33 protein-coding genes are annotated in these 19,911 nt (G+C 69.7%); 32 read left to right on the top strand and 1 reads right to left on the bottom strand.

Going from position 1 to position 19,911, the window contains the following annotated elements; genetic code table 11:
- Positions 1–7 precede the first annotated feature (7 nt).
- The 32 genes from rplC to truA all read left to right on the top strand — a co-directional run bounded on the left by rplC (position 8) and on the right by truA (position 19,087).
- Positions 8–673 carry a 50S ribosomal protein L3 gene (gene rplC, locus JQX11_RS10920; RefSeq protein WP_204924856.1) on the top strand — a complete coding sequence of 222 codons (666 nt, stop codon included), beginning with the start codon at positions 8–10 and terminating at the stop codon, positions 671–673.
- Positions 670–1,347, top strand: a complete 678-nt coding sequence (rplD, locus tag JQX11_RS10925) for a 50S ribosomal protein L4 (protein WP_204924857.1) — start codon at positions 670–672, stop codon at positions 1,345–1,347. Before rplC ends, rplD begins: the two co-directional genes overlap by 4 nt.
- Positions 1,344–1,646 carry a 50S ribosomal protein L23 gene (gene rplW / locus JQX11_RS10930; RefSeq protein WP_067301418.1) on the top strand — a complete coding sequence of 101 codons (303 nt, stop codon included), beginning with the start codon at positions 1,344–1,346 and terminating at the stop codon, positions 1,644–1,646. The genes rplD and rplW overlap by 4 nt, the downstream gene beginning before the upstream one ends.
- Before the next feature lie 12 nt (positions 1,647–1,658).
- Entirely contained in the window at positions 1,659–2,498 is an 840-nt protein-coding gene (rplB, locus tag JQX11_RS10935; RefSeq protein WP_204924858.1) for a 50S ribosomal protein L2, read from the top strand.
- A 12-nt stretch (positions 2,499–2,510) separates the two neighbouring features.
- Entirely contained in the window at positions 2,511–2,792 is a 282-nt protein-coding gene (gene rpsS / locus JQX11_RS10940) for a 30S ribosomal protein S19 (RefSeq protein ID WP_088647003.1), read from the top strand.
- A 40-nt stretch (positions 2,793–2,832) separates the two neighbouring features.
- Positions 2,833–3,291, top strand: a complete 459-nt coding sequence (rplV, locus tag JQX11_RS10945) for a 50S ribosomal protein L22 (RefSeq protein ID WP_088647002.1) — start codon at positions 2,833–2,835, stop codon at positions 3,289–3,291.
- Positions 3,291–4,163: a 30S ribosomal protein S3 gene (gene rpsC, locus JQX11_RS10950; RefSeq protein ID WP_088647001.1), complete on the top strand. Its 873-nt coding sequence runs from the start codon at positions 3,291–3,293 to the stop codon at positions 4,161–4,163. Before rplV ends, rpsC begins: the two co-directional genes overlap by 1 nt.
- 3 nt (positions 4,164–4,166) lie before the next feature.
- Complete coding sequence (gene rplP, locus JQX11_RS10955) at positions 4,167–4,592, top strand: 50S ribosomal protein L16 (protein ID WP_088647000.1); 426 nt, start codon at positions 4,167–4,169, stop codon at positions 4,590–4,592.
- Positions 4,592–4,828 (top strand): 50S ribosomal protein L29, encoded by a 237-nt coding sequence (rpmC, locus tag JQX11_RS10960; RefSeq protein ID WP_013288628.1) that lies wholly within the window; start codon positions 4,592–4,594, stop codon positions 4,826–4,828. Before rplP ends, rpmC begins: the two co-directional genes overlap by 1 nt.
- Entirely contained in the window at positions 4,825–5,106 is a 282-nt protein-coding gene (rpsQ, locus tag JQX11_RS10965; RefSeq protein WP_088646999.1) for a 30S ribosomal protein S17, read from the top strand. Before rpmC ends, rpsQ begins: the two co-directional genes overlap by 4 nt.
- 100 nt (positions 5,107–5,206) lie before the next feature.
- Positions 5,207–5,575: a 50S ribosomal protein L14 gene (gene rplN / locus JQX11_RS10970; protein ID WP_007465279.1), complete on the top strand. Its 369-nt coding sequence runs from the start codon at positions 5,207–5,209 to the stop codon at positions 5,573–5,575.
- Positions 5,572–5,892, top strand: coding sequence for a 50S ribosomal protein L24 (gene rplX, locus JQX11_RS10975; protein ID WP_194821781.1), 321 nt, complete (start codon positions 5,572–5,574; stop codon positions 5,890–5,892). Before rplN ends, rplX begins: the two co-directional genes overlap by 4 nt.
- Entirely contained in the window at positions 5,892–6,461 is a 570-nt protein-coding gene (rplE, locus tag JQX11_RS10980) for a 50S ribosomal protein L5 (RefSeq protein WP_067301437.1), read from the top strand. The genes rplX and rplE overlap by 1 nt, the downstream gene beginning before the upstream one ends.
- Before the next feature lies 1 nt (position 6,462).
- A complete protein-coding gene (locus tag JQX11_RS10985) occupies positions 6,463–6,648 on the top strand; it encodes a type Z 30S ribosomal protein S14 (RefSeq protein ID WP_007073023.1) in 186 nt (61 codons plus the stop codon).
- Between the two features lie 96 nt (positions 6,649–6,744).
- Positions 6,745–7,152 (top strand): 30S ribosomal protein S8, encoded by a 408-nt coding sequence (gene rpsH / locus JQX11_RS10990; protein WP_067301438.1) that lies wholly within the window; start codon positions 6,745–6,747, stop codon positions 7,150–7,152.
- Between the two features lie 16 nt (positions 7,153–7,168).
- Complete coding sequence (gene rplF, locus JQX11_RS10995) at positions 7,169–7,711, top strand: 50S ribosomal protein L6 (protein WP_204924859.1); 543 nt, start codon at positions 7,169–7,171, stop codon at positions 7,709–7,711.
- Positions 7,708–8,097, top strand: a complete 390-nt coding sequence (rplR, locus tag JQX11_RS11000) for a 50S ribosomal protein L18 (RefSeq protein ID WP_030489594.1) — start codon at positions 7,708–7,710, stop codon at positions 8,095–8,097. Before rplF ends, rplR begins: the two co-directional genes overlap by 4 nt.
- 33 nt (positions 8,098–8,130) lie before the next feature.
- The gene (gene rpsE / locus JQX11_RS11005) at positions 8,131–8,745 is read left to right on the top strand and encodes a 30S ribosomal protein S5 (protein ID WP_088646996.1); all 615 of its coding nucleotides are present in this window, start codon (positions 8,131–8,133) and stop codon (positions 8,743–8,745) included.
- Positions 8,745–8,927 carry a 50S ribosomal protein L30 gene (gene rpmD / locus JQX11_RS11010; RefSeq protein WP_088646995.1) on the top strand — a complete coding sequence of 61 codons (183 nt, stop codon included), beginning with the start codon at positions 8,745–8,747 and terminating at the stop codon, positions 8,925–8,927. Before rpsE ends, rpmD begins: the two co-directional genes overlap by 1 nt.
- Positions 8,927–9,370 carry a 50S ribosomal protein L15 gene (rplO, locus tag JQX11_RS11015; protein WP_088646994.1) on the top strand — a complete coding sequence of 148 codons (444 nt, stop codon included), beginning with the start codon at positions 8,927–8,929 and terminating at the stop codon, positions 9,368–9,370. The genes rpmD and rplO overlap by 1 nt, the downstream gene beginning before the upstream one ends.
- 234 nt (positions 9,371–9,604) lie before the next feature.
- Entirely contained in the window at positions 9,605–10,933 is a 1,329-nt protein-coding gene (gene secY / locus JQX11_RS11020; RefSeq protein WP_088646993.1) for a preprotein translocase subunit SecY, read from the top strand.
- Positions 10,934–11,587 carry an adenylate kinase gene (locus JQX11_RS11025; RefSeq protein ID WP_088646992.1) on the top strand — a complete coding sequence of 218 codons (654 nt, stop codon included), beginning with the start codon at positions 10,934–10,936 and terminating at the stop codon, positions 11,585–11,587.
- Between the two features lie 95 nt (positions 11,588–11,682).
- The gene (map, locus tag JQX11_RS11030) at positions 11,683–12,534 is read left to right on the top strand and encodes a type I methionyl aminopeptidase (protein ID WP_145921748.1); all 852 of its coding nucleotides are present in this window, start codon (positions 11,683–11,685) and stop codon (positions 12,532–12,534) included.
- Positions 12,535–13,400: 866 nt separating this feature from the next.
- Positions 13,401–14,000: a DUF1707 SHOCT-like domain-containing protein gene (locus JQX11_RS11035; protein WP_372444576.1), complete on the top strand. Its 600-nt coding sequence runs from the start codon at positions 13,401–13,403 to the stop codon at positions 13,998–14,000.
- 269 nt (positions 14,001–14,269) lie between these two features.
- Positions 14,270–14,491 carry a translation initiation factor IF-1 gene (gene infA / locus JQX11_RS11040; RefSeq protein ID WP_007073013.1) on the top strand — a complete coding sequence of 74 codons (222 nt, stop codon included), beginning with the start codon at positions 14,270–14,272 and terminating at the stop codon, positions 14,489–14,491.
- A gap of 93 nt (positions 14,492–14,584) precedes the next feature.
- Complete coding sequence (rpmJ, locus tag JQX11_RS11045) at positions 14,585–14,698, top strand: 50S ribosomal protein L36 (RefSeq protein ID WP_012184307.1); 114 nt, start codon at positions 14,585–14,587, stop codon at positions 14,696–14,698.
- Between the two features lie 263 nt (positions 14,699–14,961).
- Entirely contained in the window at positions 14,962–15,342 is a 381-nt protein-coding gene (gene rpsM, locus JQX11_RS11050) for a 30S ribosomal protein S13 (RefSeq protein ID WP_091241981.1), read from the top strand.
- Positions 15,343–15,411: 69 nt separating this feature from the next.
- Positions 15,412–15,819, top strand: coding sequence for a 30S ribosomal protein S11 (rpsK, locus tag JQX11_RS11055; RefSeq protein ID WP_030329919.1), 408 nt, complete (start codon positions 15,412–15,414; stop codon positions 15,817–15,819).
- Between the two features lie 14 nt (positions 15,820–15,833).
- Positions 15,834–16,460 carry a 30S ribosomal protein S4 gene (rpsD, locus tag JQX11_RS11060; protein ID WP_067301470.1) on the top strand — a complete coding sequence of 209 codons (627 nt, stop codon included), beginning with the start codon at positions 15,834–15,836 and terminating at the stop codon, positions 16,458–16,460.
- A 95-nt stretch (positions 16,461–16,555) separates the two neighbouring features.
- On the top strand, positions 16,556–17,578 hold the full coding sequence (locus JQX11_RS11065; RefSeq protein WP_007073009.1) for a DNA-directed RNA polymerase subunit alpha: 1,023 nt from the start codon (positions 16,556–16,558) through the stop codon (positions 17,576–17,578).
- 34 nt (positions 17,579–17,612) lie between these two features.
- Entirely contained in the window at positions 17,613–18,182 is a 570-nt protein-coding gene (rplQ, locus tag JQX11_RS11070; protein ID WP_204924860.1) for a 50S ribosomal protein L17, read from the top strand.
- Between the two features lie 74 nt (positions 18,183–18,256).
- Positions 18,257–19,087 carry a tRNA pseudouridine(38-40) synthase TruA gene (truA, locus tag JQX11_RS11075; protein WP_204924861.1) on the top strand — a complete coding sequence of 277 codons (831 nt, stop codon included), beginning with the start codon at positions 18,257–18,259 and terminating at the stop codon, positions 19,085–19,087.
- Between the two features lie 7 nt (positions 19,088–19,094).
- Here truA and JQX11_RS11080 read toward each other — a convergent pair whose 3' ends face one another.
- On the bottom strand, positions 19,095–19,907 hold the full coding sequence (locus JQX11_RS11080; RefSeq protein WP_372444577.1) for a TrmH family RNA methyltransferase: 813 nt from the start codon (positions 19,905–19,907) through the stop codon (positions 19,095–19,097).
- Positions 19,908–19,911 lie beyond the last annotated feature (4 nt).

The following is a 19,911-nucleotide window of genomic DNA, read 5'->3' on the forward strand; positions in this document are numbered from 1 at the left end:
CGGACAAATGGACAGGCAAGTCAAGGGGATCCTGGGCGCAAAGCTCGGCATGACCCAGGTCTGGGACAACAACAAGGTTGTCCCCGTGACCGTGGTTCAGGCCGGCCCCTGCGTCGTCAGCCAGGTTCGTAGCGCCGAGAAGGACGGTTACTCCGCGGTCCAGCTCGCCTACGGCACGATCGACCCGCGCAAGGCCAAGAAGCCGCTCGCCGGGCACTACGCCAAGGCGGACGTGGCGCCGCGCCGGCACATCGTCGAGCTGCGCACCGTCGACGCCGCGGACTACTCGCTCGGCCAGGAGGTCACGGTCGAGGAGTTCCCGGTCGGCGTGGTCATCGACGTCACCGGCAAGACCAAGGGCAAGGGCTACGCCGGCCCGATGAAGCGGCACGGCTTCCACGGTCTGCGCGCCAGCCACGGTGTCGAGCGCAAGCACCGCTCGCCGGGCTCCATCGGCGCCTGCGCGACCCCGGGTCGCGTCTTCAAGGGCACCCGGATGGCGGGTCGGATGGGTGGCGTGCGCTACACCGTCCAGAACCTGACCGTCCAGGCGGTCGACACCGAGAACAACCTCCTGCTCGTCCGTGGTGCCATTCCCGGCCCCAAGGGCGCGCTGGTCCTGGTCCGCACCGCGGCCAAGACGAAGGCGAAGAAGGGCGGTGTGGCCAAGTGACCACCGTTGACGTCCGCAACGTCGAAGGCGCCACGAGCGGCTCCGTCGAGCTGCCGGCCGACATCTTCGACGTCCAGGCCAACATCGCGTTGATGCACCAGGTCGTGGTGGCTCAGCTCGCGGCGGCCCGGCAGGGCACCCACAAGGCCAAGACCCGTGGCGAGGTCGCCGGCGGCGGCAAGAAGCCGTACAAGCAGAAGGGCACCGGTCGCGCCCGGCAGGGCTCGATCCGCGCGCCGCAGTTCGCCGGCGGTGGCGTGGTCCACGGCCCGGTGCCGCGCGACTACAGCCAGCGGACCCCGAAGAAGATGAAGGCCGCCGCCCTGCGTGGCGCCCTCTCCGACCGGGCCCGCGCCGGCCAGGTGCACGTCGTCGAGGCCTTCGTCTCGGGCGAGAAGCCGTCGACCAAGGCGGCCCTGGCCACCCTGGCCAAGCTGACCGAGGCCCGGCGGGTGCTGGTCGTGCTGAGCAGCACCGACGAGCTGAACTGGGTGTCGCTGCGCAACGAGCCGCGGGTGCACCTGATCGAGTCCGGCCAGCTCAACACGTACGACGTGCTGGTGGCCGACGACGTGGTCTTCACCAAGGACGCCCTGGACGAGTTCCTGGGCGTGCCCGCGGAGGCCGGCCCCGCGGCCGAGTCCGCCGAGACCACCGAGGAGGGTGGCAAGTGAGCACGATCGCCGACCCGCGGGACGTCATCGTCGCGCCGGTCGTCTCGGAGAAGAGCTACAGCGAGCTGAACCGGAACTGGTACACCTTCCTGGTGCACCCGGACGCGAACAAGACCGAGATCAAGATCGCTATCCAGCAGATCTTCAACGTCCGCGTCCTGACGGTCAACACGCTCAACCGCCAGGGCAAGCGCAAGCGCACCAAGACCGGCTTCGGTCAGCGCAAGGCGACCAAGCGGGCGATCGTGAAGCTGGCTGACGGTGACCGTATCGAGGCCTTCGGCGGCCCGGTCAGCTGAGGGGTGTAGACAATGGCTATCCGTAAGTACAAGCCGACGACGCCGGGCCGACGTGGCTCCAGCGTTGCCGACTTCGCCGAGATCACCCGGTCCACGCCGGAGAAGTCCCTGCTGGCCCCGCTGCCGAAGAAGGGCGGACGCAACGCCCACGGCCGGATCACCGCCCGGCACCACGGCGGCGGCCACAAGCGGCAGTACCGCCTGATCGACTTCAAGCGGGTCGACAAGGACGGCGTGCCGGCGAAGGTCGCGCACATCGAGTACGACCCGAACCGCACCGCGCGCATCGCGCTGCTGCACTACGCCGACGGCGAGAAGCGCTACATCCTCGCGCCGAAGGACCTGAAGCAGGGCGACCGGGTCGAGTCCGGGCCGGGCGCCGACATCAAGCCGGGCAACAACCTGCCGCTGCGCAACATCCCGGTCGGTACCACCGTCCACAACGTGGAGCTGCGTCCGGGCGGCGGCGCCAAGCTGGCCCGTTCGGCCGGCGTCGGCATCCAGCTGCTCGGCCGGGAGGGCGTGTACGCGACCCTGCGTATGCCGTCCGGTGAGATCCGGCGGGTCGACGTGCGCTGCCGCGCCAGCGTCGGCGAGATCGGCAACGCCGACCAGTCGAACATCAACTGGGGCAAGGCCGGCCGGATGCGGTGGAAGGGCAAGCGCCCGACCGTCCGTGGTGTCGCGATGAACCCGGTCGACCACCCGCACGGTGGTGGTGAGGGTAAGACCTCCGGTGGTCGCCACCCGGTGAACCCGCAGGGTAAGCCCGAGGGCCGCACCCGTCGTAAGGGCCAGCCGAGCGACCGGCTGATCGTCCGCCGCCGCTACGCCACGCGTAAGCGCGGCTGAGGGAGATAGAGCATGCCTCGCAGCCTGAAGAAGGGCCCGTTCATCGACGACCACCTGCTCAAGAAGGTGGAGACGCAGAACGACAAGGGCTCGAAGAACGTCATCAAGACCTGGTCGCGCCGCTCGACGATCATCCCCGAGATGCTCGGGCACACGATCGCCGTGCACGACGGACGCAAGCACGTCCCGGTGTTCGTGACCGAGGCCATGGTCGGGCACAAGCTCGGCGAGTTCGCGCTGACCCGCACGTTCAAGGGTCACGAGAAGGACGACCGGAAGAGCCGCCGGCGCTGACGCCGCGGGCATACGGATAGAGGAACAAGGGGTTACAGCGATGCCAGGAAAGGGCGACGCTCCGGTGCTTCCGGGCGCGCGGGCGGTTGCGCGACACGTGCGCATCTCGCCGATGAAGGCGCGCCGGGTGGTCAACCTCGTCCGCGGCCTGCCCGCGAAGGAGGCGCTCACGGTGCTGCAGTTCGCGCCGCAGGCGGCGAGCGAGCAGGTGTACAAGGTGCTCGCGAGCGCGATCGCCAACGCGGAGAACAACGAGCGGCTGGACCCTGACGCGCTGCTCGTCAGCGAGGCGTTCGTCGACGAGGGCCCGACCATGAAGCGGTTCCGGCCGCGGGCGCAGGGCCGGGCCTACCGGATCCGCAAGCGCACCTGCCACATCACGGTGGCGGTCGAGGCGGTCGCGCCGGCCGCGCCGAAGAAGTCCGCGGCGAAGAAGGCGGCACCGGCGCAGCAGGCCGAGCCCGCAGCGACCGAGAGCAAGACGGAGGGTGCCGAGTAATGGGTCAGAAGGTTCACCCCACTGGATTCCGGCTCGGCATCTCGACCGACTGGAAGTCCCGCTGGTTCGCGGACAAGCTCTACAAGGACTACATCGGCGAGGACGTCAAGATCCGCCGGATGATGTCCAAGGGCCTCGAGCGTGCCGGCATCTCCAAGGTCGACATCGAGCGCACCCGGGACCGCGTCCGGGTCGACATCCACACCGCCCGGCCGGGCATCGTCATCGGCCGTAAGGGTGCGGAGGCCGACCGGATCCGCGGCGAGCTGGAGAAGCTCACCGGCAAGCAGGTGCAGCTGAACATCATCGAGGTCAAGAACCCCGAGTCGGACGCGCAGCTGGTCGCCCAGGGCGTCGCCGAGCAGCTCTCCAGCCGGGTCAGCTTCCGTCGGGCCATGCGCAAGTCGATGCAGTCGGCGATGAAGAACCCCGTCTGCAAGGGCATCCGGGTCCAGGTCTCGGGCCGCCTCGGTGGCGCCGAGATGAGCCGGACGGAGTTCTACCGCGAGGGTCGGGTTCCGCTGCACACGCTGCGGGCCAACATCGAGTACGGCTTCTTCGAGGCGCGTACCACCTTCGGCCGGATCGGCGTGAAGGTCTGGATCTACAAGGGCGACGCCGTGCCGGGCCGGGAGGCTCCGGCCGAGGCCGGCCCGTCCCGCCCGCGTCGTGGTGAGCGTGGCGACCGGCCCGAGCGGCCGCGTCGTGGCCGGTCGGGTTCGTCGGGTACGACCGCCGGTGGTACCGAGGCCGGCCGGGCTGCCGCGACCACCATCGCGCAGCAGGCCGAGACGCCGAGTGGCGAGCCGGTCGACAGCTCCGCTGTCGCCGCGGCCGCCACCCAGCCGGCAGAAACGCAGCAGGAGGGCTGACAGATGCTGATGCCGCGCAAGCCCCCGAAGGGCTTCCGCAAGCCGCACCACCCGGACCGCCACGGCGCGTCCAAGGGCGGTAACCGGGTGGTGTTCGGCGAGTTCGGAATCCAGGCTCTCGAGCCGGCGTACGTGACCAACCGGCAGATCGAGTCGGCACGTATCGCCATGACCCGGCACATCAAGCGTGGCGGCAAGGTGTGGATCACGGTCTTCCCGGACCAGGCCCTCACCAAGAAGCCGGCCGAAACCCGGATGGGTTCCGGCAAGGGCTCGCCCGAGTGGTGGGTCGCGAACGTCAAGCCGGGGCGGGTTCTCTTCGAGATGTCCTTCCCCAACGAGCAGATCGCGCGAGAGGCGATGCGTCGCGCGATCCACAAGCTCCCGATGAAGTGCCGCATTGTTACGCGCGAAGTGGGTGAATCCTGATGGCAGCGGGCGTCAAGCCCTCCGAGCTGCGTGAACTCTCCGAGGAGGAGCTGGTCACGAAGCTGCGCGAGGCCAAGGCGGAGCTGTTCAACCTCCGCGTGCAGGCCGCGACCGGTCAGCTGGACAACAACCGGCGGCTGCAGGTCATCCGTCGGGAGATCGCCCGGATCTACACGATCATGCGTGAGCGCGAGCTGGGTCTCTCGGCCGCGCCGACTGAGGTGACTGCATCATGAGTGAGACCGAGAACACCGCCACCACCGTGCGGGCCCGCCGTAAGGTCCGTGAGGGCCTGGTGGTCAGCGACAAGATGGACAAGACCGTCGTGGTCGAGGTCGAGGACCGGGTCAAGCACGCGCTGTACGGCAAGATCATGCGCCGTACCAGCAAGCTGAAGGTCCACGACGAGCAGAACGCTGCCGGCATCGGTGACCGGGTCCTGATCATGGAGACCCGGCCGCTGTCCGCCACCAAGCGTTGGCGGATCGTGGAGATCCTCGAGAAGGCCAAGTAGCGAAGGCTCGAGCTCGGCCGGTTTCGGTCGGGCGCAGGTTCCGCCAGGCTCCGGCCGTCCGCGAGGGCGGCCGGAGAACCGGCAGACATAGGAGATAGACGTGATTCAGCAGGAGTCGCGACTGCGCGTCGCCGACAACACGGGTGCCCGGGAGATCCTGTGCATCCGGGTTCTCGGTGGCTCCGGTCGGCGCTACGCGAGCATCGGCGACGTCATCGTGGCCACCGTCAAGGACGCGATCCCGGGTGCCGGTGTCAAGAAGGGCGACGTCGTCAAGGCCGTCGTCGTCCGCACCGCCAAGGAGAGGCGGCGGCCGGACGGCTCGTACATCCGTTTCGACGAGAACGCCGCCGTCATCATCAAGGACGGCGGGGACCCGCGCGGGACCCGCATCTTCGGCCCGGTGGGCCGCGAGCTGCGGGACAAGCGGTTCATGAAGATCATTTCCCTCGCGCCGGAGGTGTTGTGACCGTGAAGGTCAAGAAGGGCGACACGGTCATCGTCATCGCCGGCAAGGACAAGGGTGCCAAGGGCAAGGTCATCGCGGCCTACCCGCGGCAGGACAAGGTCCTCGTCGAAGGCGTGAACCGGGTCAAGAAGCACACCCGAGTCAGCACCACCCAGCGCGGCGCCAAGACCGGTGGCATCGTCACCCAGGAGGCCCCGATCCACGTCTCGAACGTGCAGGTCCTGGACTCCGACGGGAACCCGACCCGGGTCGGCTACCGGTTCGACGACAACGGCCAGAAGGTCCGCATCGCGCGTAGCACCGGTAAGGACCTGTGATGACCACGGCTACCGAAACCAAGACCCTGCCGCGCCTCAAGGAGCGGTACCGCAACGAGATCGTGGCCAAGCTGCAGGAGCAGCACAGCTACGGCAACCCCATGCAGGTGCCGCGGCTGGTCAAGATCGTCGTCAACATGGGCGTGGGCGAGGCCGCCCGCGACGCCAAGCTGATCGACGGCGCCGTCCGCGACCTGGCCACGATCACCGGCCAGAAGCCGCAGGTGCGTCGGGCCACCAAGTCGATCGCGCAGTTCAAGCTGCGTGAGGGCATGCCGATCGGCGCGAAGGTGACCCTGCGCGGCGACCGGATGTGGGAGTTCCTGGACCGGCTGCTGTCGATCGCGCTGCCGCGTATCCGTGACTTCCGCGGTCTGGACGGACGCAAGCTCGACGGGCACGGCAACTACACGTTCGGTCTGACCGAGCAGTCGGTGTTCCACGAGATCGACCAGGACAGGATCGATCGCCAGCGGGGCATGGACATCACGGTGGTCACGACCGCCACGACCGACGACGAGGGCCGGGCGCTGCTCAAGCTCCTGGGCTTCCCGTTCAAGGAGAACTGAGATGGCCAAGAAGGCGCTGATCCTCAAGGCCGCCGCGAAGCCGAAGTTCTCGGTTCGCGCGTACACCCGCTGCCAGCGGTGCGGGCGTCCGAAGGCGGTCTACCGCAAGTTCGGCCTCTGCCGGGTGTGCATCCGGGAGATGGCCCACCGCGGTGAGCTGCCCGGCGTGTCCAAGGCTTCCTGGTAATAGCCCGGCGCGCTCCGCGCGTCAGCTGAACTGTCTCTTCGCCGTAGGCCCCGGGCCGTGCCCGGGGAACCCCGGCGAGAAAGGTTGACGAATTTCATGACGATGACCGACCCGATCGCAGACATGCTCACGCGTCTGCGGAACGCCAACCAGGCGTACCACGACCGGGTGACGATGCCCTACTCGAAGATCAAGGCGAACATCGCCGAGGTCCTCAAGGCCGAGGGTTACATCGCCACCTGGTTGGTCGAGGAGCCCGAGGAGGGCGCCGTCGGCAAGCGACTGGTCGTCGAGCTGAAGTACGGCCAGAACCGGGAGCGGAGCCTGGCCGGCATCAAGCGCGTGTCCAAGCCCGGTCTCCGGGTGTACGCCAAGTCGGACGGGCTCCCGCGGGTGCTCGGCGGGCTGGGCGTGGCGATCATTTCGACGTCCCAGGGGCTGCTCACCGACCGGCAGGCCCGCAAGCGGAGCGTTGGCGGGGAAGTCCTCGCCTTCGTCTGGTAACGGGAGACAGGTAGAAATGTCGCGTATTGGACGTAAGTCGATCCCGGTGCCTTCCGGCGTCGACATCACGATCGAGGGCCAGACCGTCAAGGTCAAGGGCCCCAAGGGCGAGCTGTCCCACACGCTCGCCGAGCCGATCTCCGCGGAGCGGGGCGAGGACGGCCAGCTGCACGTCAACCGGCCGAACGACGAGCGCAAGGCCAAGGAGCTGCACGGCCTGAGCCGTACCCTGGTCGCCAACATGATCGTCGGGGTCACCGAGGGCTACCGCAAGAGCCTGGAGATCGCCGGCACCGGTTACCGGGTCACCGCCAAGGGCAAGGACCTGGAGTTCGCGCTCGGGTTCTCGCACCCGGTCCTGGTCCCCGCGCCGGACGGCATCACCTTCACGGTGGAGCGGCCGACGCTGTTCCACGTGGCCGGCATCGACAAGCAGCAGGTCGGTGAGGTCGCCGCCAACATCCGGAAGATCCGCCCGCCGGAGCCCTACAAGGGCAAGGGTGTCAAGTACCAGGGCGAGGTCATCCGCCGCAAGGCCGGAAAGGCAGGTAAGAAGTGAGCGCCACGCTGCTCAAGCGCCGCCGCGGCGTCGCCGCCAAGCGCGCCGTCGGCCGTGCGCGTCGACACTTCCGGGTCCGCAAGAACGTCAGCGGCACCGCCGAGCGTCCCCGCCTGGTGGTCACCCGCTCGCTGCGGCACATGGTCGCCCAGATCGTCGACGACACCAAGGGTCACACCCTGGCGTCGGCCTCGACCCTGGACGCGTCGCTGCGCGGTGCGGAGGGCGACAAGAGCGCCCTGGCCGGCAAGGTCGGCAGCCTGCTCGCCGAGCGGGCCAAGGCCGCCGGTGTGTCCAAGGTCGTCTTCGACCGTGGTGGCAACCGGTACGCGGGGCGGGTCGCCGCGCTTGCCGACGCCGCCCGCGAAGCCGGGCTCGAGTTCTAGAAACCCCGTCACGAGAGATAAGGAAGGCTGCTGATGCCAGGTCAACAGCGCCGTGGCGGCGGGTCCGGTGGCAACGAGGGTGGTCGCCGCGACAACCGCCGTGAGGGCGGCCGCGGAAACGCGCCCGTCGAGAAGACCCCGCACCTCGAGCGGGTCGTCGCGATCAACCGCGTCGCCAAGGTCGTGAAGGGTGGTCGTCGCTTCAGCTTCACCGCCCTGGTGATCGTGGGCGACGGCGACGGCACGGTCGGCGTGGGCTACGGAAAGGCCAAGGAGGTGCCCGCGGCGATCGCCAAGGGCGTCGAGGAGGCCAAGAAGCACTTCTTCAAGGTGCCGCGGATCGGCCAGTCGATCCCGCACCCGATCCAGGGTGAGGCCGCGGCCGGTGTGGTGCTGCTCAAGCCGGCGTCCGCCGGTACGGGCGTCATCGCCGGTGGCCCGGTGCGTGCCGTGCTGGAGTGCGCGGGCATCCACGACGTGCTCTCCAAGAGCCTCGGCTCGTCCAACCCCATCAACATCGTGCACGCCACGGTGGCGGCGCTGAAGGGGCTCGAGTCCCCGGAGGCCGTCGCGGCCCGTCGTGGCCTGCCGGTCGAGGACGTGGCACCGGCCGCCATGCTGGCGTCGCGGGCGGGGGTGGCGTCCTGATGGCACGCCTGAAGGTCACCCAGATCCGGTCCGAGATCGGGAGGAAGCAGAACCAGCGGCACTCGCTGCGTTCGCTCGGCCTGAAGCGGATCAATGACGTGGTGGTCAAGGAGGACCGTCCCGAGATTCGGGGCATGATCTTCACGGTCAGCCACCTCGTGAAGGTCGAGGAGGTCGAGTAATGACGATCAAGGTTCACCATCTGCGTCCGGCCCCGGGCGCCAAGACCGCGAAGACCCGGGTGGGTCGCGGTGAGGGCTCCAAGGGCAAGACCGCCGGTCGCGGTACCAAGGGCTCCAAGGCCCGCAAGAACATCTCGGCGGCGTTCGAGGGTGGGCAGATGCCCATCCACATGCGCCTGCCGAAGATGAAGGGCTTCAAGAACAAGTTCAAGGTCGTCTTCCAGGTGGTCAACCTGGACCGGCTGGCCGAACTGTTCCCCAACGGCGGCCAGGTCGGCCCGCTGGAGCTGGTCGAGGCCGGCGCGGTCCGCAAGGGCCACCCGGTCAAGATCCTCGGCACCGGCGACCTCGGCGGCGTGACCCTCCAGGTGTCGGCGCAGGCGTTCAGCGCGTCGGCCAAGGAGAAGATCACCGCTGCCGGCGGCTCGGTCACCGAGCTGTAGGTCAGGCAGACCATGGCGCCCGCTCAGTTCATCGTGACTGGGCGGGCGCCCTGGTCTACCCGGAGCGTGTGCGCCGGGTAACATCGGATTCGGTTTATGTAGCCGGGCACACCTGCCCGGAGCGGGATCGGGCTGTTAGAGTCCCTTCCCAGCCATGGATATCGGGCACTTGCCCGGCACCCACCCCACCCGCCAGGGACCACCACCGGGCGGCCCGCGCGCAGGAGGAAGAAGTTGCTGTCCGCCTTTCTCAGTGCGTTCCGTACGCCTGACCTGCGCAAGAAGCTGCTGTTCACAGTAGGCATCATCGCGGTCTACCGGCTCGGCGCCACTCTGCCCAGCCCCGGCGTCTCGTACGGCAACGTGCAGAAGTGTCTCGACAGTCTGCAGGGCCAGAACACGGGCGTGCTCAACCTGCTCGACCTGTTCTCCGGCGGCGCGCTGTTGCAGCTCTCGGTCTTCGCGCTGGGCATCATGCCCTACATCACCGCGTCGATCATCCTGCAGCTGCTGACGGTGGTCATCCCCCGGCTGGAGCAGCTCCGCAAGGAGGGCCAGGCCGGCCAGGCGAAGATCACCCAGTACACCCGCTACCTGACCCTCGGCCTGGGCATCCTCCAGTCGTCGGCGTTCGTGGCGCTGGCCCGTTCCGGCCAGCTGTTCCAGAACCGCTGCGACCAGTTCCCGATCGTGCCCGAGGGCACCGGCATCCCGGACTGGCTGACCCTCAGCATCCTGGTCATGACGATGACCGCCGGCACCGGCATGGTGATGTGGCTCGGCGAGCTGATCACCGACCGGGGCGTCGGCAACGGCATGTCCGTCCTCATCTTCACCTCGATCGCGGCCCGGCTCCCCAGCGAGGGCTGGAAGATCAAGACCAACGAGGGCTGGGGCAAGTTCGCCCTGGTGCTCGCCCTGGTCCTGGTGGTCATCACCGCGGTCTGCTTCATCGAGCAGGCGCAGCGCCGCATCCCGGTGCAGTACGCCAAGCGGATGATCGGCCGGCGGATGTACGGCGGCACCTCCACCTACATCCCGCTGAAGGTGAACCAGGCCGGTGTCATCCCGGTCATCTTCGCCTCGTCGCTGCTCTACCTGCCGCAGCTCGCGCTCCAGTTCTTCGACCAGAACGACCCGGGCAAGACCCAGGCCTGGATCCAGAACAACATCGTGCAGGCCGACGCGCCGCTGCACATCGTGATCTACTTCCTGTTGATCATCTTCTTCACGTACTTCTACGTGTCGATCACGTTCAACCCGACCGAGGTCGCGGACAACATGAAGAAGTACGGCGGCTTCGTGCCGGGCATCCGCCCCGGCAAGCCGACCGCCGACTACCTCGACTTCATCCTCAGCCGGATCACCCTGCCGGGCGCGCTCTACCTGGGTATCGTGGCGGTCCTGCCGAACTTCTTCTTCATCTGGCTGAACAGCCAGCAGTTCCAGAACTTCCCGTTCGGCGGCACCGCTGTGCTCATCATGGTCGGCGTCGGTCTGGAGACCGTGAAGCAGATCGAGAGCCAACTCATGCAGCGGAACTACGAAGGGTTCCTGCGGTAGATGCGACTCGTTCTGGTTGGCCCGCCGGGCGCGGGCAAGGGCACACAGGCGGAGTTCATCGCCGCACACCTCTCGGTGCCGAAGATCTCGACCGGTGACATCTTCCGGGCCAACGTCTCCCAGGGGACGCCCCTGGGAGTCGAGGCGAAGCGGTACATGGACGCGGGCAAGCTGGTTCCGGACGAGGTGACCATCAACATGGTCCGGGACCGGCTCGCCGAGCCGGACGCCTCCGAGGGCTTCCTGCTCGACGGGTTCCCGCGTACCACCCCGCAGGCCGCCGCGCTGGACAAGCTCCTCGCCGACCTGGGCACCGCGCTGGATCTGGTGCTGGAGCTGGTCGTCGACGACGACGAGGTGATCCGGCGGCTCTCCGGCCGGCGCACCTGCCGGGGCTGCGGCAAGATCTGGCACGTCGAATTCGACGCCCCCAGCCGGGAGGGTGTCTGCGACCGGTGCGGCGCCGAGCTGTTCCAGCGCGACGACGACAAGCCGGAGACCATCGCGGCCCGCCTGCGGGAGTACGCCGACAAGACCGCTCCGCTGGTCGACTACTACGGCGCGCAGAACAAGCTGGTCGGGATCGACGCCACCGGCCCGGTGGAGGACGTCACCGTCCGCGCGATCGACGCGCTGCGCTCGTACGGCGGCTGACCTCCCGCCGGGGCCCGGCGGATAGAGTGCGAACAGCGGGGTACGCGACGTGCCCCGCTGTTTCGCTGTGCAAGGCAACGAAAGGTGACCGCTCCATGCGCCGTGCCCAGCTGGACATCCAGCTGAAGACCCCTGACCAGATCCAGAAGATGCGGGCCGCCGGCCTGGTGGTCGCCGAGGCCCTGCGCCGGATGAGCGCGGCGGTCGCCCCCGGGGTGAGTACGGCAGACCTCGACGCCATCGCCGAGGCGACCATCCGCGAGGCGGGCGCGATCCCGTCGTTCAAGGGCTACCACGGCTTCCCCGCCTCGATCTGCTCGTCGGTCAACGAGCAGGTGGTGCACGCGATCCCCGCCGCCGACCAGGTGCTCAGGGAGGGCGACCTGATCTCGATCGACTGCGGCGCGGTGCTGGACGGCTGGCACGGCGACGCGGCGGTCACCGTCGGGGTGGGCGAGGTCGACCCGGCGCTGTTGAAGATGGCCTCGGTCGCCGAGGACGCCATGTGGGCCGGGATCGCCGCCGCCGCGCGGGGTGCCGCGAACGGCCGTGGCCGGCTCACCGACATCTCGCACGCCGTCGAGACAGCCGTGCGCCGGGGTGGCCGGTACGGCATCGTCGACGGCTACGGCGGCCACGGCATCGGCACCGAGATGCACCAGGATCCGCACGTGCTCAACCACGGCCGGCCCGGCAAGGGGCCACGCCTGGTGCCGGGCATGGCGCTGGCGATCGAGCCGATGATCACGATGGGTTCCCCGCGTACCGTCGAGTTGTCCGACGGGTGGACGGTGGTCACCCGGGACCGGTCGATGGCGGTGCACGTCGAGCACTCGATGGCGCTGCTGGAGGACGGGGTCTGGGTGCTGACCGCGTTCGACGGCGGGCGGGCGCGGCTCGGCGACCTGGTGACCGCCCGGCAGCCGGCCGACTCCCCGGCCACCTGACCCGTCACGGTTCCCGACCTACGGCCTCCGCCCCACGGCCACACCCGCACGAGGCCCCCCGCGCTACGGCTCCGGCCCCCTGCCCGGCCGACGTCCGCCTCGCCGGTGTCTCTCGTCGCCGCCGGCCCGGTCGAGGCACGTCCCGAGCTGGCTGGTTCCCCGGGCGGGGTGGTTCCCTGGGCGGGCGGTGTCCGGTTGGGGCGTGGCCGGGCGGTGCGGTGGTGCGGTGTCGCGGTTGCGGTGTCCGGGCGTGCTGTTCTCGGTGGTTCACGCCGTCGTGTCCCGTTCTCCGGCGGGGCCGATGCCGGTAGAGCACCCCGGGTCCTTTCGAGCTGATGTGGTTGACGACTCAACCGCCGGCCGGGAGCGGACGTGATCCCCGTCGTGGGCGGAGGGGAGCGTCGGTGGATCGCAGGCCGTGAAGATCACCCGGGGCACGGAAGAGGCACCTGAATCGCTGATGTCATCAGGTCGAAAGGACCCGAGGACGGATGCGGTGGGGAGGGGCGGTCACCGGTGAGCGGAGACACGGGTGGCCCTTCGCGGAGAGCGCCGAAGCGGCCCGACGACCCCTCGGGGTCGGTTACCGAGAGGACCGCCCGGTAGCCGCGGACCGGGCTGGTCGGGGCCGGTGTCGGTGCCGTTGCGCCGGCCGGGCCAGCGCCGTGCGGGCCAGCGCCGGCCGGGCCAGCGCCGTGCGGGCCAGCGCCGTGCGGGAGTGCCGGTCGGGCCAGCGCTGGCCAGGTCAGCGCCGGCCAGCGGTGACGGTGACGGTGGCGGTGCCCCCCGGTCCGGTAGTCGCCCTGTGGCCCGGTGGGCGGTTGCGGGTTCGGCGGCGGTGGACCCGTGGTGTCATGCTTGCCGGCATGGAGGGGCGAGCCGGCACGCCGGGGCGGGAACGGATGCGGGCGGCGGACGCCGACCGGGAGGCGACGGCGGAACGACTCCGGGTCGCCCTGGAAGAGGGCCGGCTGGACCTGCACGAGTACGACGAGCGCCTGCAACAGACGTACGGGGCGAAGACGTACGCGGAGCTGGACACCGTCCTGGCTGATCTGCCGGCACCGGCGTCCGCGCAGCGCTCCGCGCTGGCCCCGCTCGACCCGCAGGCCCCGCCGGTGTCCGGTTCCGGGGAGTCGGTGCCCGACCGGGAGGTGACGCCGGAGCCGCCGGTGACCGGGGGCACCGTGGTGGGCGAGCCGGTGCCCGTGGGTGCCGGCTCCGGCCGGTGGCCGGTCGAGGTGTGGGTGCCCTGGCTGCGGGTGGCGGCCCTGCTCACCGTGATCTGGGCGATCTCCTCGGTCGGCAGCCGGGAACTGCTGTTCTACTGGCCGGTATGGGCGCTCGGCCCGTGGGGGGTTCTGCTGCTCCTGCGTACCACGGGCGGGGTTGCCGGCGGCGCTCCCGCCCGGCGGGACCGCCGGCGGGCGGCGCGCGACACGCGGCGGCGCAAGCGCCGCAAGTAGCGCCGGAACGACCGCCGACAGCCGGGCGTTGCGGGGGAGGACGCCCGGTTTCGTCCGGATGGGCGACACCACCGGTGGCCGGTTTGGCGACCACCAGTGGGCGGGCGTACACTTTCAGATCGGCGCACAGCGTCCACTCCGGCATGCCCACCACGCGCTTCGGTGGGAGCCCGGAGCCGCGGCTGGCGCGGGTCCCCGATGACCGTCGGGCGGCCCGTGTAAGACGTTGTGGGTCGTCCGGAACAACCGACGTCAGGACAGCGGAGTACATGCCGAAAAAAGACGGAGCCATCGAGATCGAGGGTCGGGTCATCGAGCCTCTGCCGAACGCCATGTTCCGGGTGGAACTCGCGAACGGCCACAAGGTGCTGGCTCACATCAGCGGCAAGATGCGGCAGCACTACATCCGCATCCTGCCGGAGGACCGGGTCGTCGTCGAACTCTCGCCGTACGACCTGACCCGCGGACGCATCGTCTACCGCTACAAGTAAAGCCTGACGGCGGCCGGGAAGTCCCCGTGTCCGTCTTCGACGTCCGGAGTCGCGGTCACCGCGTCACCGGGCCGGATGGGAAGTAAGGCAACCGTGAAGGTCAAGCCGAGCGTCAAGAGGATCTGCAACAAGTGCCGGGTTATCCGCCGGCACGGCCGGGTCATGGTGATCTGCACCGACCCGCGCCACAAGCAGCGCCAGGGCTGATCCGAGCCCGCCCTCCGCGTGACGGAGGGCGGCGGACCGGTCCGGGTCGCGCAGATCCGACGACAACACGTCACCAGCTCGTCCCAGCCGCGGAACGTACGCATGCGTACCTTCTCGTGGCCAACCCCCGGTCGGAGGCCGGGGCCCGCTCGGGCAGCGGCCGTCCGGTCGCCGGCGCACGACGCGCCGGACCCGGAACTGGTCGGTAGCGGGGTGGGACGGGTCCACACCTCCGCCACACATCACGAGGAGTACGCCCGCACATGGCACGTCTAGTCGGCGTGGATCTCCCCCGCGAGAAGCGGATGGAGATCGCGCTCACCTACATCTTCGGGGTCGGTCGCACCCGTGCCCAGGAGACGCTCGCCGCTACCGGCATCTCGCCGGACAAGCGCGCTCGGGACCTCACGGACGAGGAGCTCGTTCAGCTCCGCGACCACATCGAGTCGAACTACAAGGTTGAAGGCGACCTGCGCCGCGAGGTCGCCGCCGACATCCGCCGCAAGGTCGAGATCGGCTGCTACGCCGGCATCCGGCACCGCCGGGGCCTGCCCGTGCGTGGCCAGCGGACGCGGACCAACGCCCGCACCCGCAAGGGCCCGAAGCGGACCGTGGCCGGCAAGAAGAAGCCCGGCAAGAAGTAATTCCCACGCCGGCGCCCAGGCGAAGAGCCAGCAGCCGATCGAGAACCCATACAGGAGCGCAGAAGACTTATGCCACCGAAGGCTCGTGCCGGAGCCGCAGTCAAGAAGGTCCGGCGCAAGGAACGCAAGAACGTCGCCCACGGGCAGGCGCACATCAAGAGCACGTTCAACAACACCATCGTGTCCATCACGGACCCGACCGGTGCGGTCATCTCCTGGGCCTCCGCCGGCCAGGTTGGCTTCAAGGGCTCCCGCAAGTCGACCCCGTTCGCCGCGCAGCTGGCCGCCGAGGCCGCCGCGCGCCGGGCGATGGAGCACGGCATGCGCAAGGTCGACGTGTTCGTCAAGGGTCCCGGCTCCGGCCGGGAGACCGCCATCCGTTCGCTGCAGGCCGTCGGGCTTGAGGTCGGCCAGATCGCCGACGTCACCCCGCAGCCGCACAACGGGTGCCGTCCGCCGAAGCGTCGCCGGGTCTGAGAGGTTAGAGAGAGATGGCTCGTTACACCGGTGCTGACTGCCGCCGTTGCCGGCGGGAGAAGATGAAGCTGTTCCTCAAGGGCAGCAAGTGCGATGGCCCGAAGTGCCCGTTCGAGTCCCGGCCGTTCCCGCCCGGACAGCACGGCCGTGGCCGCACGAAGGAGACGGAGTACCTGCTCCAGCTCCGCGAGAAGCAGAAGGCCCGCCGCGTGTACGGCGTGCTGGAGAAGCAGTTCCGCGGGTACTACGAGGAGGCCGTGGCCAAGCAGGCCAAGACCGGTGAGGTCCTCCTGCAGATCCTCGAGTCGCGGCTCGACAACGTGGTCTACCGGGCCGGGTACGCGCACTCCCGGGACATGGCCCGCCAGCTTGTCAAGCACGGTCACTTCACCGTGAACGGCAAGAAGGTCGACATCCCGTCGTACCGCGTCAAGGAGCACGACATCATCGAGGTCCGGGGCAAGAGCAAGGAGCTCACCCCGTTCATCGTGGCGCAGGCCCAGGCCGGCTCGAAGACCGTTCCGGCGTGGCTGGAGGCGATCCCGAGCCAGATGAAGGTCCTGGTGCACTCGCTCCCGGCCCGCCAGGTGATCGACACCCAGGTCCAGGAGCAGCTGATCGTCGAGCTCTACTCCAAGTAGGGCCCGTTGCGGTGGCCCGTCCTGCGGGGCGGGCCACCGGAACAGTTTGTGTCGTGGACGTCATATAGCGGGCGTCCCGGAAGAGAAGAGAAGAAATGCTCATCAGCCAGCGACCGTCTCTCTCCGAAGAGTCGATCAACGAGACCCGATCCCGGTTCACCATCGAGCCGCTGGAGCCCGGCTTCGGCTACACCCTGGGCAACTCGCTGCGGCGTACGCTGCTGTCGTCCATCCCGGGTGCCGCGGTCACCTCGATCAAGATCGACGGTGTGCTGCACGAGTTCACCACGATCCCCGGGGTCAAGGAGGACGTGGTCGAGCTCGTCATGAACATCAAGGAGCTCTGCGTCAGCTCCGAGCACGACGAGCCGGTCAGCATGTACCTGCGCAAGCAGGGGCCGGGCGACGTGACCGCCGGTGACATCCAGCCCCCGGCCGGTGTCTCGGTGCACAACCCCGACCTGAAGCTCGCCACCCTCAACGGCAAGGGCCGGCTCGACATGGAGCTGACCGTCGAGCGGGGTCGCGGCTACGTGACGGCGGCGCAGAACAAGCAGGCCGGCGCCGAGATCGGCCGGATCCCGGTCGACTCGATCTACTCGCCGGTGCTGAAGGTGACGTACCGCGTCGAGGCGACCCGTGTCGAGCAGCGGACCGACTTCGACCGGCTGATCATCGACGTCGAGACCAAGCCGTCGATGGGCCCGCGTACCGCGCTGGCCTCCGCCGGTTCGACGCTGGTGGAGCTGTTCGGGCTGGCCCGGGAGCTGGACGAGACCGCCGAGGGCATCGACATCGGGCCGTCCCCGCAGGACGCCCAGCTCGCGGCCGACCTCGCCCTGCCGATCGAGGAGCTGGACCTCACCGTCCGCTCCTACAACTGCCTCAAGCGCGAGGGCATCAACTCCGTTGGTGAGCTGATCGGGCGTACCGAGGCCGACCTCCTCGACATCCGCAACTTCGGTCAGAAGTCGATCGACGAGGTCAAGATGAAGCTCGCCGGGATGGGTCTGGGGCTGAAGGACTCGGCTCCGAACTTCGACCCGGCACACGTCGTGGACGCCTTCGGTGAGGCCGACTACGACACCGACGACTATCGCGAGACCGAGCAGCTCTAGTCCGCGCTGCCGCCACACCTGAGGAGCACCAAGCATGCCCACGCCCACCAAGGGCCCCCGCCTCGGCGGCAGCCCCGCGCACGAGCGGCTGATGCTGGCCAACCTGGCCACCGCGCTGTTCCAGCACGGCAAGATCCAGACCACCGAGACGAAGGCCCGGCGGCTGCGTCCGCTGGCCGAGCAGCTCATCACCAAGGCCAAGCGGGGCGACCTCGCCTCCCGCCGTCGGGTGCTGGGCGTCGTCAAGGACAAGGACGTGGTCTACTCCCTGTTCGACCAGATCGCGCCCCGGTACGCCAACCGCAACGGTGGCTACACCCGGATCGTGAAGACCGGCCCGCGCAAGGGTGACGCCGCTCCGATGGCGATCATCGAGCTGGTGGAGGAGCTTCAGGTCGCCGAGCCGAAGGCGAACAAGAAGACCGCCGCCCGCAAGTCCGCCCAGCAGGACAAGGTCGAGGCGCTCGCCCCGGCCGAGGAGACCCCGGCGGCCCCGGCCGACCAGGACTCCGAGGCGCCGGTCTCGGCGTCCGGTGACACCGCCGCCGCCCGCGAGGACAGCGACGAGGCTACCGAGACCGAGGCCACCGAGAAGAAGGCCTGAGCAACGGCAGCACCGTCGGGCCCGGCATCCCTTCCTGGGGTGCCGGGCCCGACGTCGTGAACGGGAGGTACGAGATGGACGAGCGGATCCGGCTGCGGCTGGACGTCTCGTACGACGGCACCGACTTCTCCGGCTGGGCCGCCCAGCCGACCCGGCGCACGGTGGCCGGGGTGCTGGTCGCGACGCTGGACCTGGTGCTCGGGGCGGGCACCGTGACCGGCCTGACCGTGGCCGGGCGGACCGACGCCGGGGTGCACGCCACCGGGCAGGTCTGCCACCTCGACCTGCCCGCCGCCGTCTGGGCGGAGCACCGGGAGCGGCTGCTGCGCCGGCTGGCCCGGCTGCTCCCCGGTGACGTCCGGGTCCGGGCGATGACGGAGGTGCCGGCCGACTTCGACGCCCGTTTCTCGGCCACCTTCCGCCGGTACGAGTACCGGGTGACCGACGCCCCGTGGGGTGCCGAGCCGCTGCGGCGGTGGGACACCCTCGCCTGGCCCCGGGCGTTGGACCCGGCCGCCCTGAACGTCGCGGCGGCCGGCCTGGTCGGGGAGCACGACTTCGCCGCGTACTGCCGGCGCAAGGAGAACGCCACGACGGTGCGCGAGGTGACCCGGCTGGACTGGCGGCGGGACCCGGACGGCATCCTGGTCGCCACCGTGCAGGCCGACGCGTTCTGCCAGGCGATGGTGCGCAGCCTGGTGGGGGCGATGCTGACCGCCGGGGACGGTCGACGTCCGGTCGGGTGGCCGGCGGGGCTGCTCGCCCGGCGGGAACGCTCAAGCGAGGTGACGGTCGCGCCGGCGCACGGGTTGACCCTGGTGGCCGTCGGCTATCCGGCCGACCCGGCCGACTACGCCGACCGCGCCGACCGGACCCGCCGGTTGCGGCTGCCGGTGGAGTCCTGACCCGGGGCTACCGGCGGGCGGCGGCGTTGCGCTGGCGTGCCGACTCGTAGAGCACGACGGTCGCGGCGGCCGCCGCGTTCAGGGAGCTGGCGGCCCCGGACATCGGCACCCGGACGAGCTGGTCGCAGGCGTCCCGCCAGCCGACGCTGAGACCGGTGGTCTCGTTGCCGATCAGGGTCAGCGTGGGCTGCGTGAAGTCGTAGTCGGCGGCATCCAGTGTGGCGTGCTCGTCGGCGCCCGCGATGCCGATGTGGACACCGCCGGCCCGCACGTCGGCGACCCACGACAGCACCGCCTGGTGCGAGGGTGCCCGGACCACCGGCAGCGCGAACAGTGAGCCGGTGCTCGCCCGTACCGACTTCGGGTCGTACACGTCGGCGGCGTGGCCGGTGACGACGACGCCGGACGCGCCGAAGGCGTCCGCGGACCGGATGAGGGTCCCGATGTTGCCGGGGCTGCCGGGCCTGTCGAACACGACGGTGAGCATGGTCGGCCCGACCGGGATGCGGCGCAGGTCGTCCTCGGGTAGGGCGACCACGGCCAGCAGCTCCGGCACCGTGTCCGCCTTGCCGCCCAGCTCGTGCATCAGGTCGGGGGCGACGGCGTACCGCTCGGCCCGGACGGTGTCCAGGGTTGCGCGGGCCCAGCCGGACAACTGGACGTCGGCGTCGTAGAGCAGCTCCCGGACCTGCCAGCCGTGTTCGACGGCCATCGCGATCGGGCGTACGCCCTGCACGAGGAACTCGCCGCGACGCTGCCGCTTGGTCCGGTTGCGCAGCAGGGCCTCCCACTGCTGGAACCGCGCGCTGCGGCCACTCACCCGT

The organism is Micromonospora humida (genome assembly GCF_016901255.1).
Taxonomy (GTDB): Bacteria; Actinomycetota; Actinomycetes; order Mycobacteriales; family Micromonosporaceae; genus Micromonospora; species Micromonospora wenchangensis.

What these genes read in the sequence shown, in the direction of transcription:
- rpmD (WP_088646995.1), top strand. Translation starts at nt 8,745, where the DNA reads ATGGCACGCCTGAAGGTCACCCAGATCCGGTCCGAGATCGGGAGGAAG.
- rplP (WP_088647000.1), top strand. Translation starts at nt 4,167, where the DNA reads ATGCTGATGCCGCGCAAGCCCCCGAAGGGCTTCCGCAAGCCGCACCAC.
- JQX11_RS11025 (WP_088646992.1), top strand. Translation starts at nt 10,934, where the DNA reads ATGCGACTCGTTCTGGTTGGCCCGCCGGGCGCGGGCAAGGGCACACAG.
- rpsE (WP_088646996.1), top strand. Translation starts at nt 8,131, where the DNA reads ATGCCAGGTCAACAGCGCCGTGGCGGCGGGTCCGGTGGCAACGAGGGT.
- rplV (WP_088647002.1), top strand. Translation starts at nt 2,833, where the DNA reads ATGCCAGGAAAGGGCGACGCTCCGGTGCTTCCGGGCGCGCGGGCGGTT.
- infA (WP_007073013.1), top strand. Translation starts at nt 14,270, where the DNA reads ATGCCGAAAAAAGACGGAGCCATCGAGATCGAGGGTCGGGTCATCGAG.
- rpmC (WP_013288628.1), top strand. Translation starts at nt 4,592, where the DNA reads ATGGCAGCGGGCGTCAAGCCCTCCGAGCTGCGTGAACTCTCCGAGGAG.
- truA (WP_204924861.1), top strand. Translation starts at nt 18,257, where the DNA reads ATGGACGAGCGGATCCGGCTGCGGCTGGACGTCTCGTACGACGGCACC.
- rpsD (WP_067301470.1), top strand. Translation starts at nt 15,834, where the DNA reads ATGGCTCGTTACACCGGTGCTGACTGCCGCCGTTGCCGGCGGGAGAAG.
- rplQ (WP_204924860.1), top strand. Translation starts at nt 17,613, where the DNA reads ATGCCCACGCCCACCAAGGGCCCCCGCCTCGGCGGCAGCCCCGCGCAC.
- rpsK (WP_030329919.1), top strand. Translation starts at nt 15,412, where the DNA reads ATGCCACCGAAGGCTCGTGCCGGAGCCGCAGTCAAGAAGGTCCGGCGC.
- rpsQ (WP_088646999.1), top strand. Translation starts at nt 4,825, where the DNA reads ATGAGTGAGACCGAGAACACCGCCACCACCGTGCGGGCCCGCCGTAAG.
- rpsS (WP_088647003.1), top strand. Translation starts at nt 2,511, where the DNA reads ATGCCTCGCAGCCTGAAGAAGGGCCCGTTCATCGACGACCACCTGCTC.
- rpsC (WP_088647001.1), top strand. Translation starts at nt 3,291, where the DNA reads ATGGGTCAGAAGGTTCACCCCACTGGATTCCGGCTCGGCATCTCGACC.
- rpsM (WP_091241981.1), top strand. Translation starts at nt 14,962, where the DNA reads ATGGCACGTCTAGTCGGCGTGGATCTCCCCCGCGAGAAGCGGATGGAG.
- rplO (WP_088646994.1), top strand. Translation starts at nt 8,927, where the DNA reads ATGACGATCAAGGTTCACCATCTGCGTCCGGCCCCGGGCGCCAAGACC.
- rplC (WP_204924856.1), top strand. Translation starts at nt 8, where the DNA reads ATGGACAGGCAAGTCAAGGGGATCCTGGGCGCAAAGCTCGGCATGACC.
- map (WP_145921748.1), top strand. Translation starts at nt 11,683, where the DNA reads ATGCGCCGTGCCCAGCTGGACATCCAGCTGAAGACCCCTGACCAGATC.
- rplF (WP_204924859.1), top strand. Translation starts at nt 7,169, where the DNA reads ATGTCGCGTATTGGACGTAAGTCGATCCCGGTGCCTTCCGGCGTCGAC.
- JQX11_RS11065 (WP_007073009.1), top strand. Translation starts at nt 16,556, where the DNA reads ATGCTCATCAGCCAGCGACCGTCTCTCTCCGAAGAGTCGATCAACGAG.
- JQX11_RS10985 (WP_007073023.1), top strand. Translation starts at nt 6,463, where the DNA reads ATGGCCAAGAAGGCGCTGATCCTCAAGGCCGCCGCGAAGCCGAAGTTC.
- rplB (WP_204924858.1), top strand. Translation starts at nt 1,659, where the DNA reads ATGGCTATCCGTAAGTACAAGCCGACGACGCCGGGCCGACGTGGCTCC.
- JQX11_RS11035 (WP_372444576.1), top strand. Translation starts at nt 13,401, where the DNA reads ATGGAGGGGCGAGCCGGCACGCCGGGGCGGGAACGGATGCGGGCGGCG.
- rpsH (WP_067301438.1), top strand. Translation starts at nt 6,745, where the DNA reads ATGACGATGACCGACCCGATCGCAGACATGCTCACGCGTCTGCGGAAC.
- rplE (WP_067301437.1), top strand. Translation starts at nt 5,892, where the DNA reads ATGACCACGGCTACCGAAACCAAGACCCTGCCGCGCCTCAAGGAGCGG.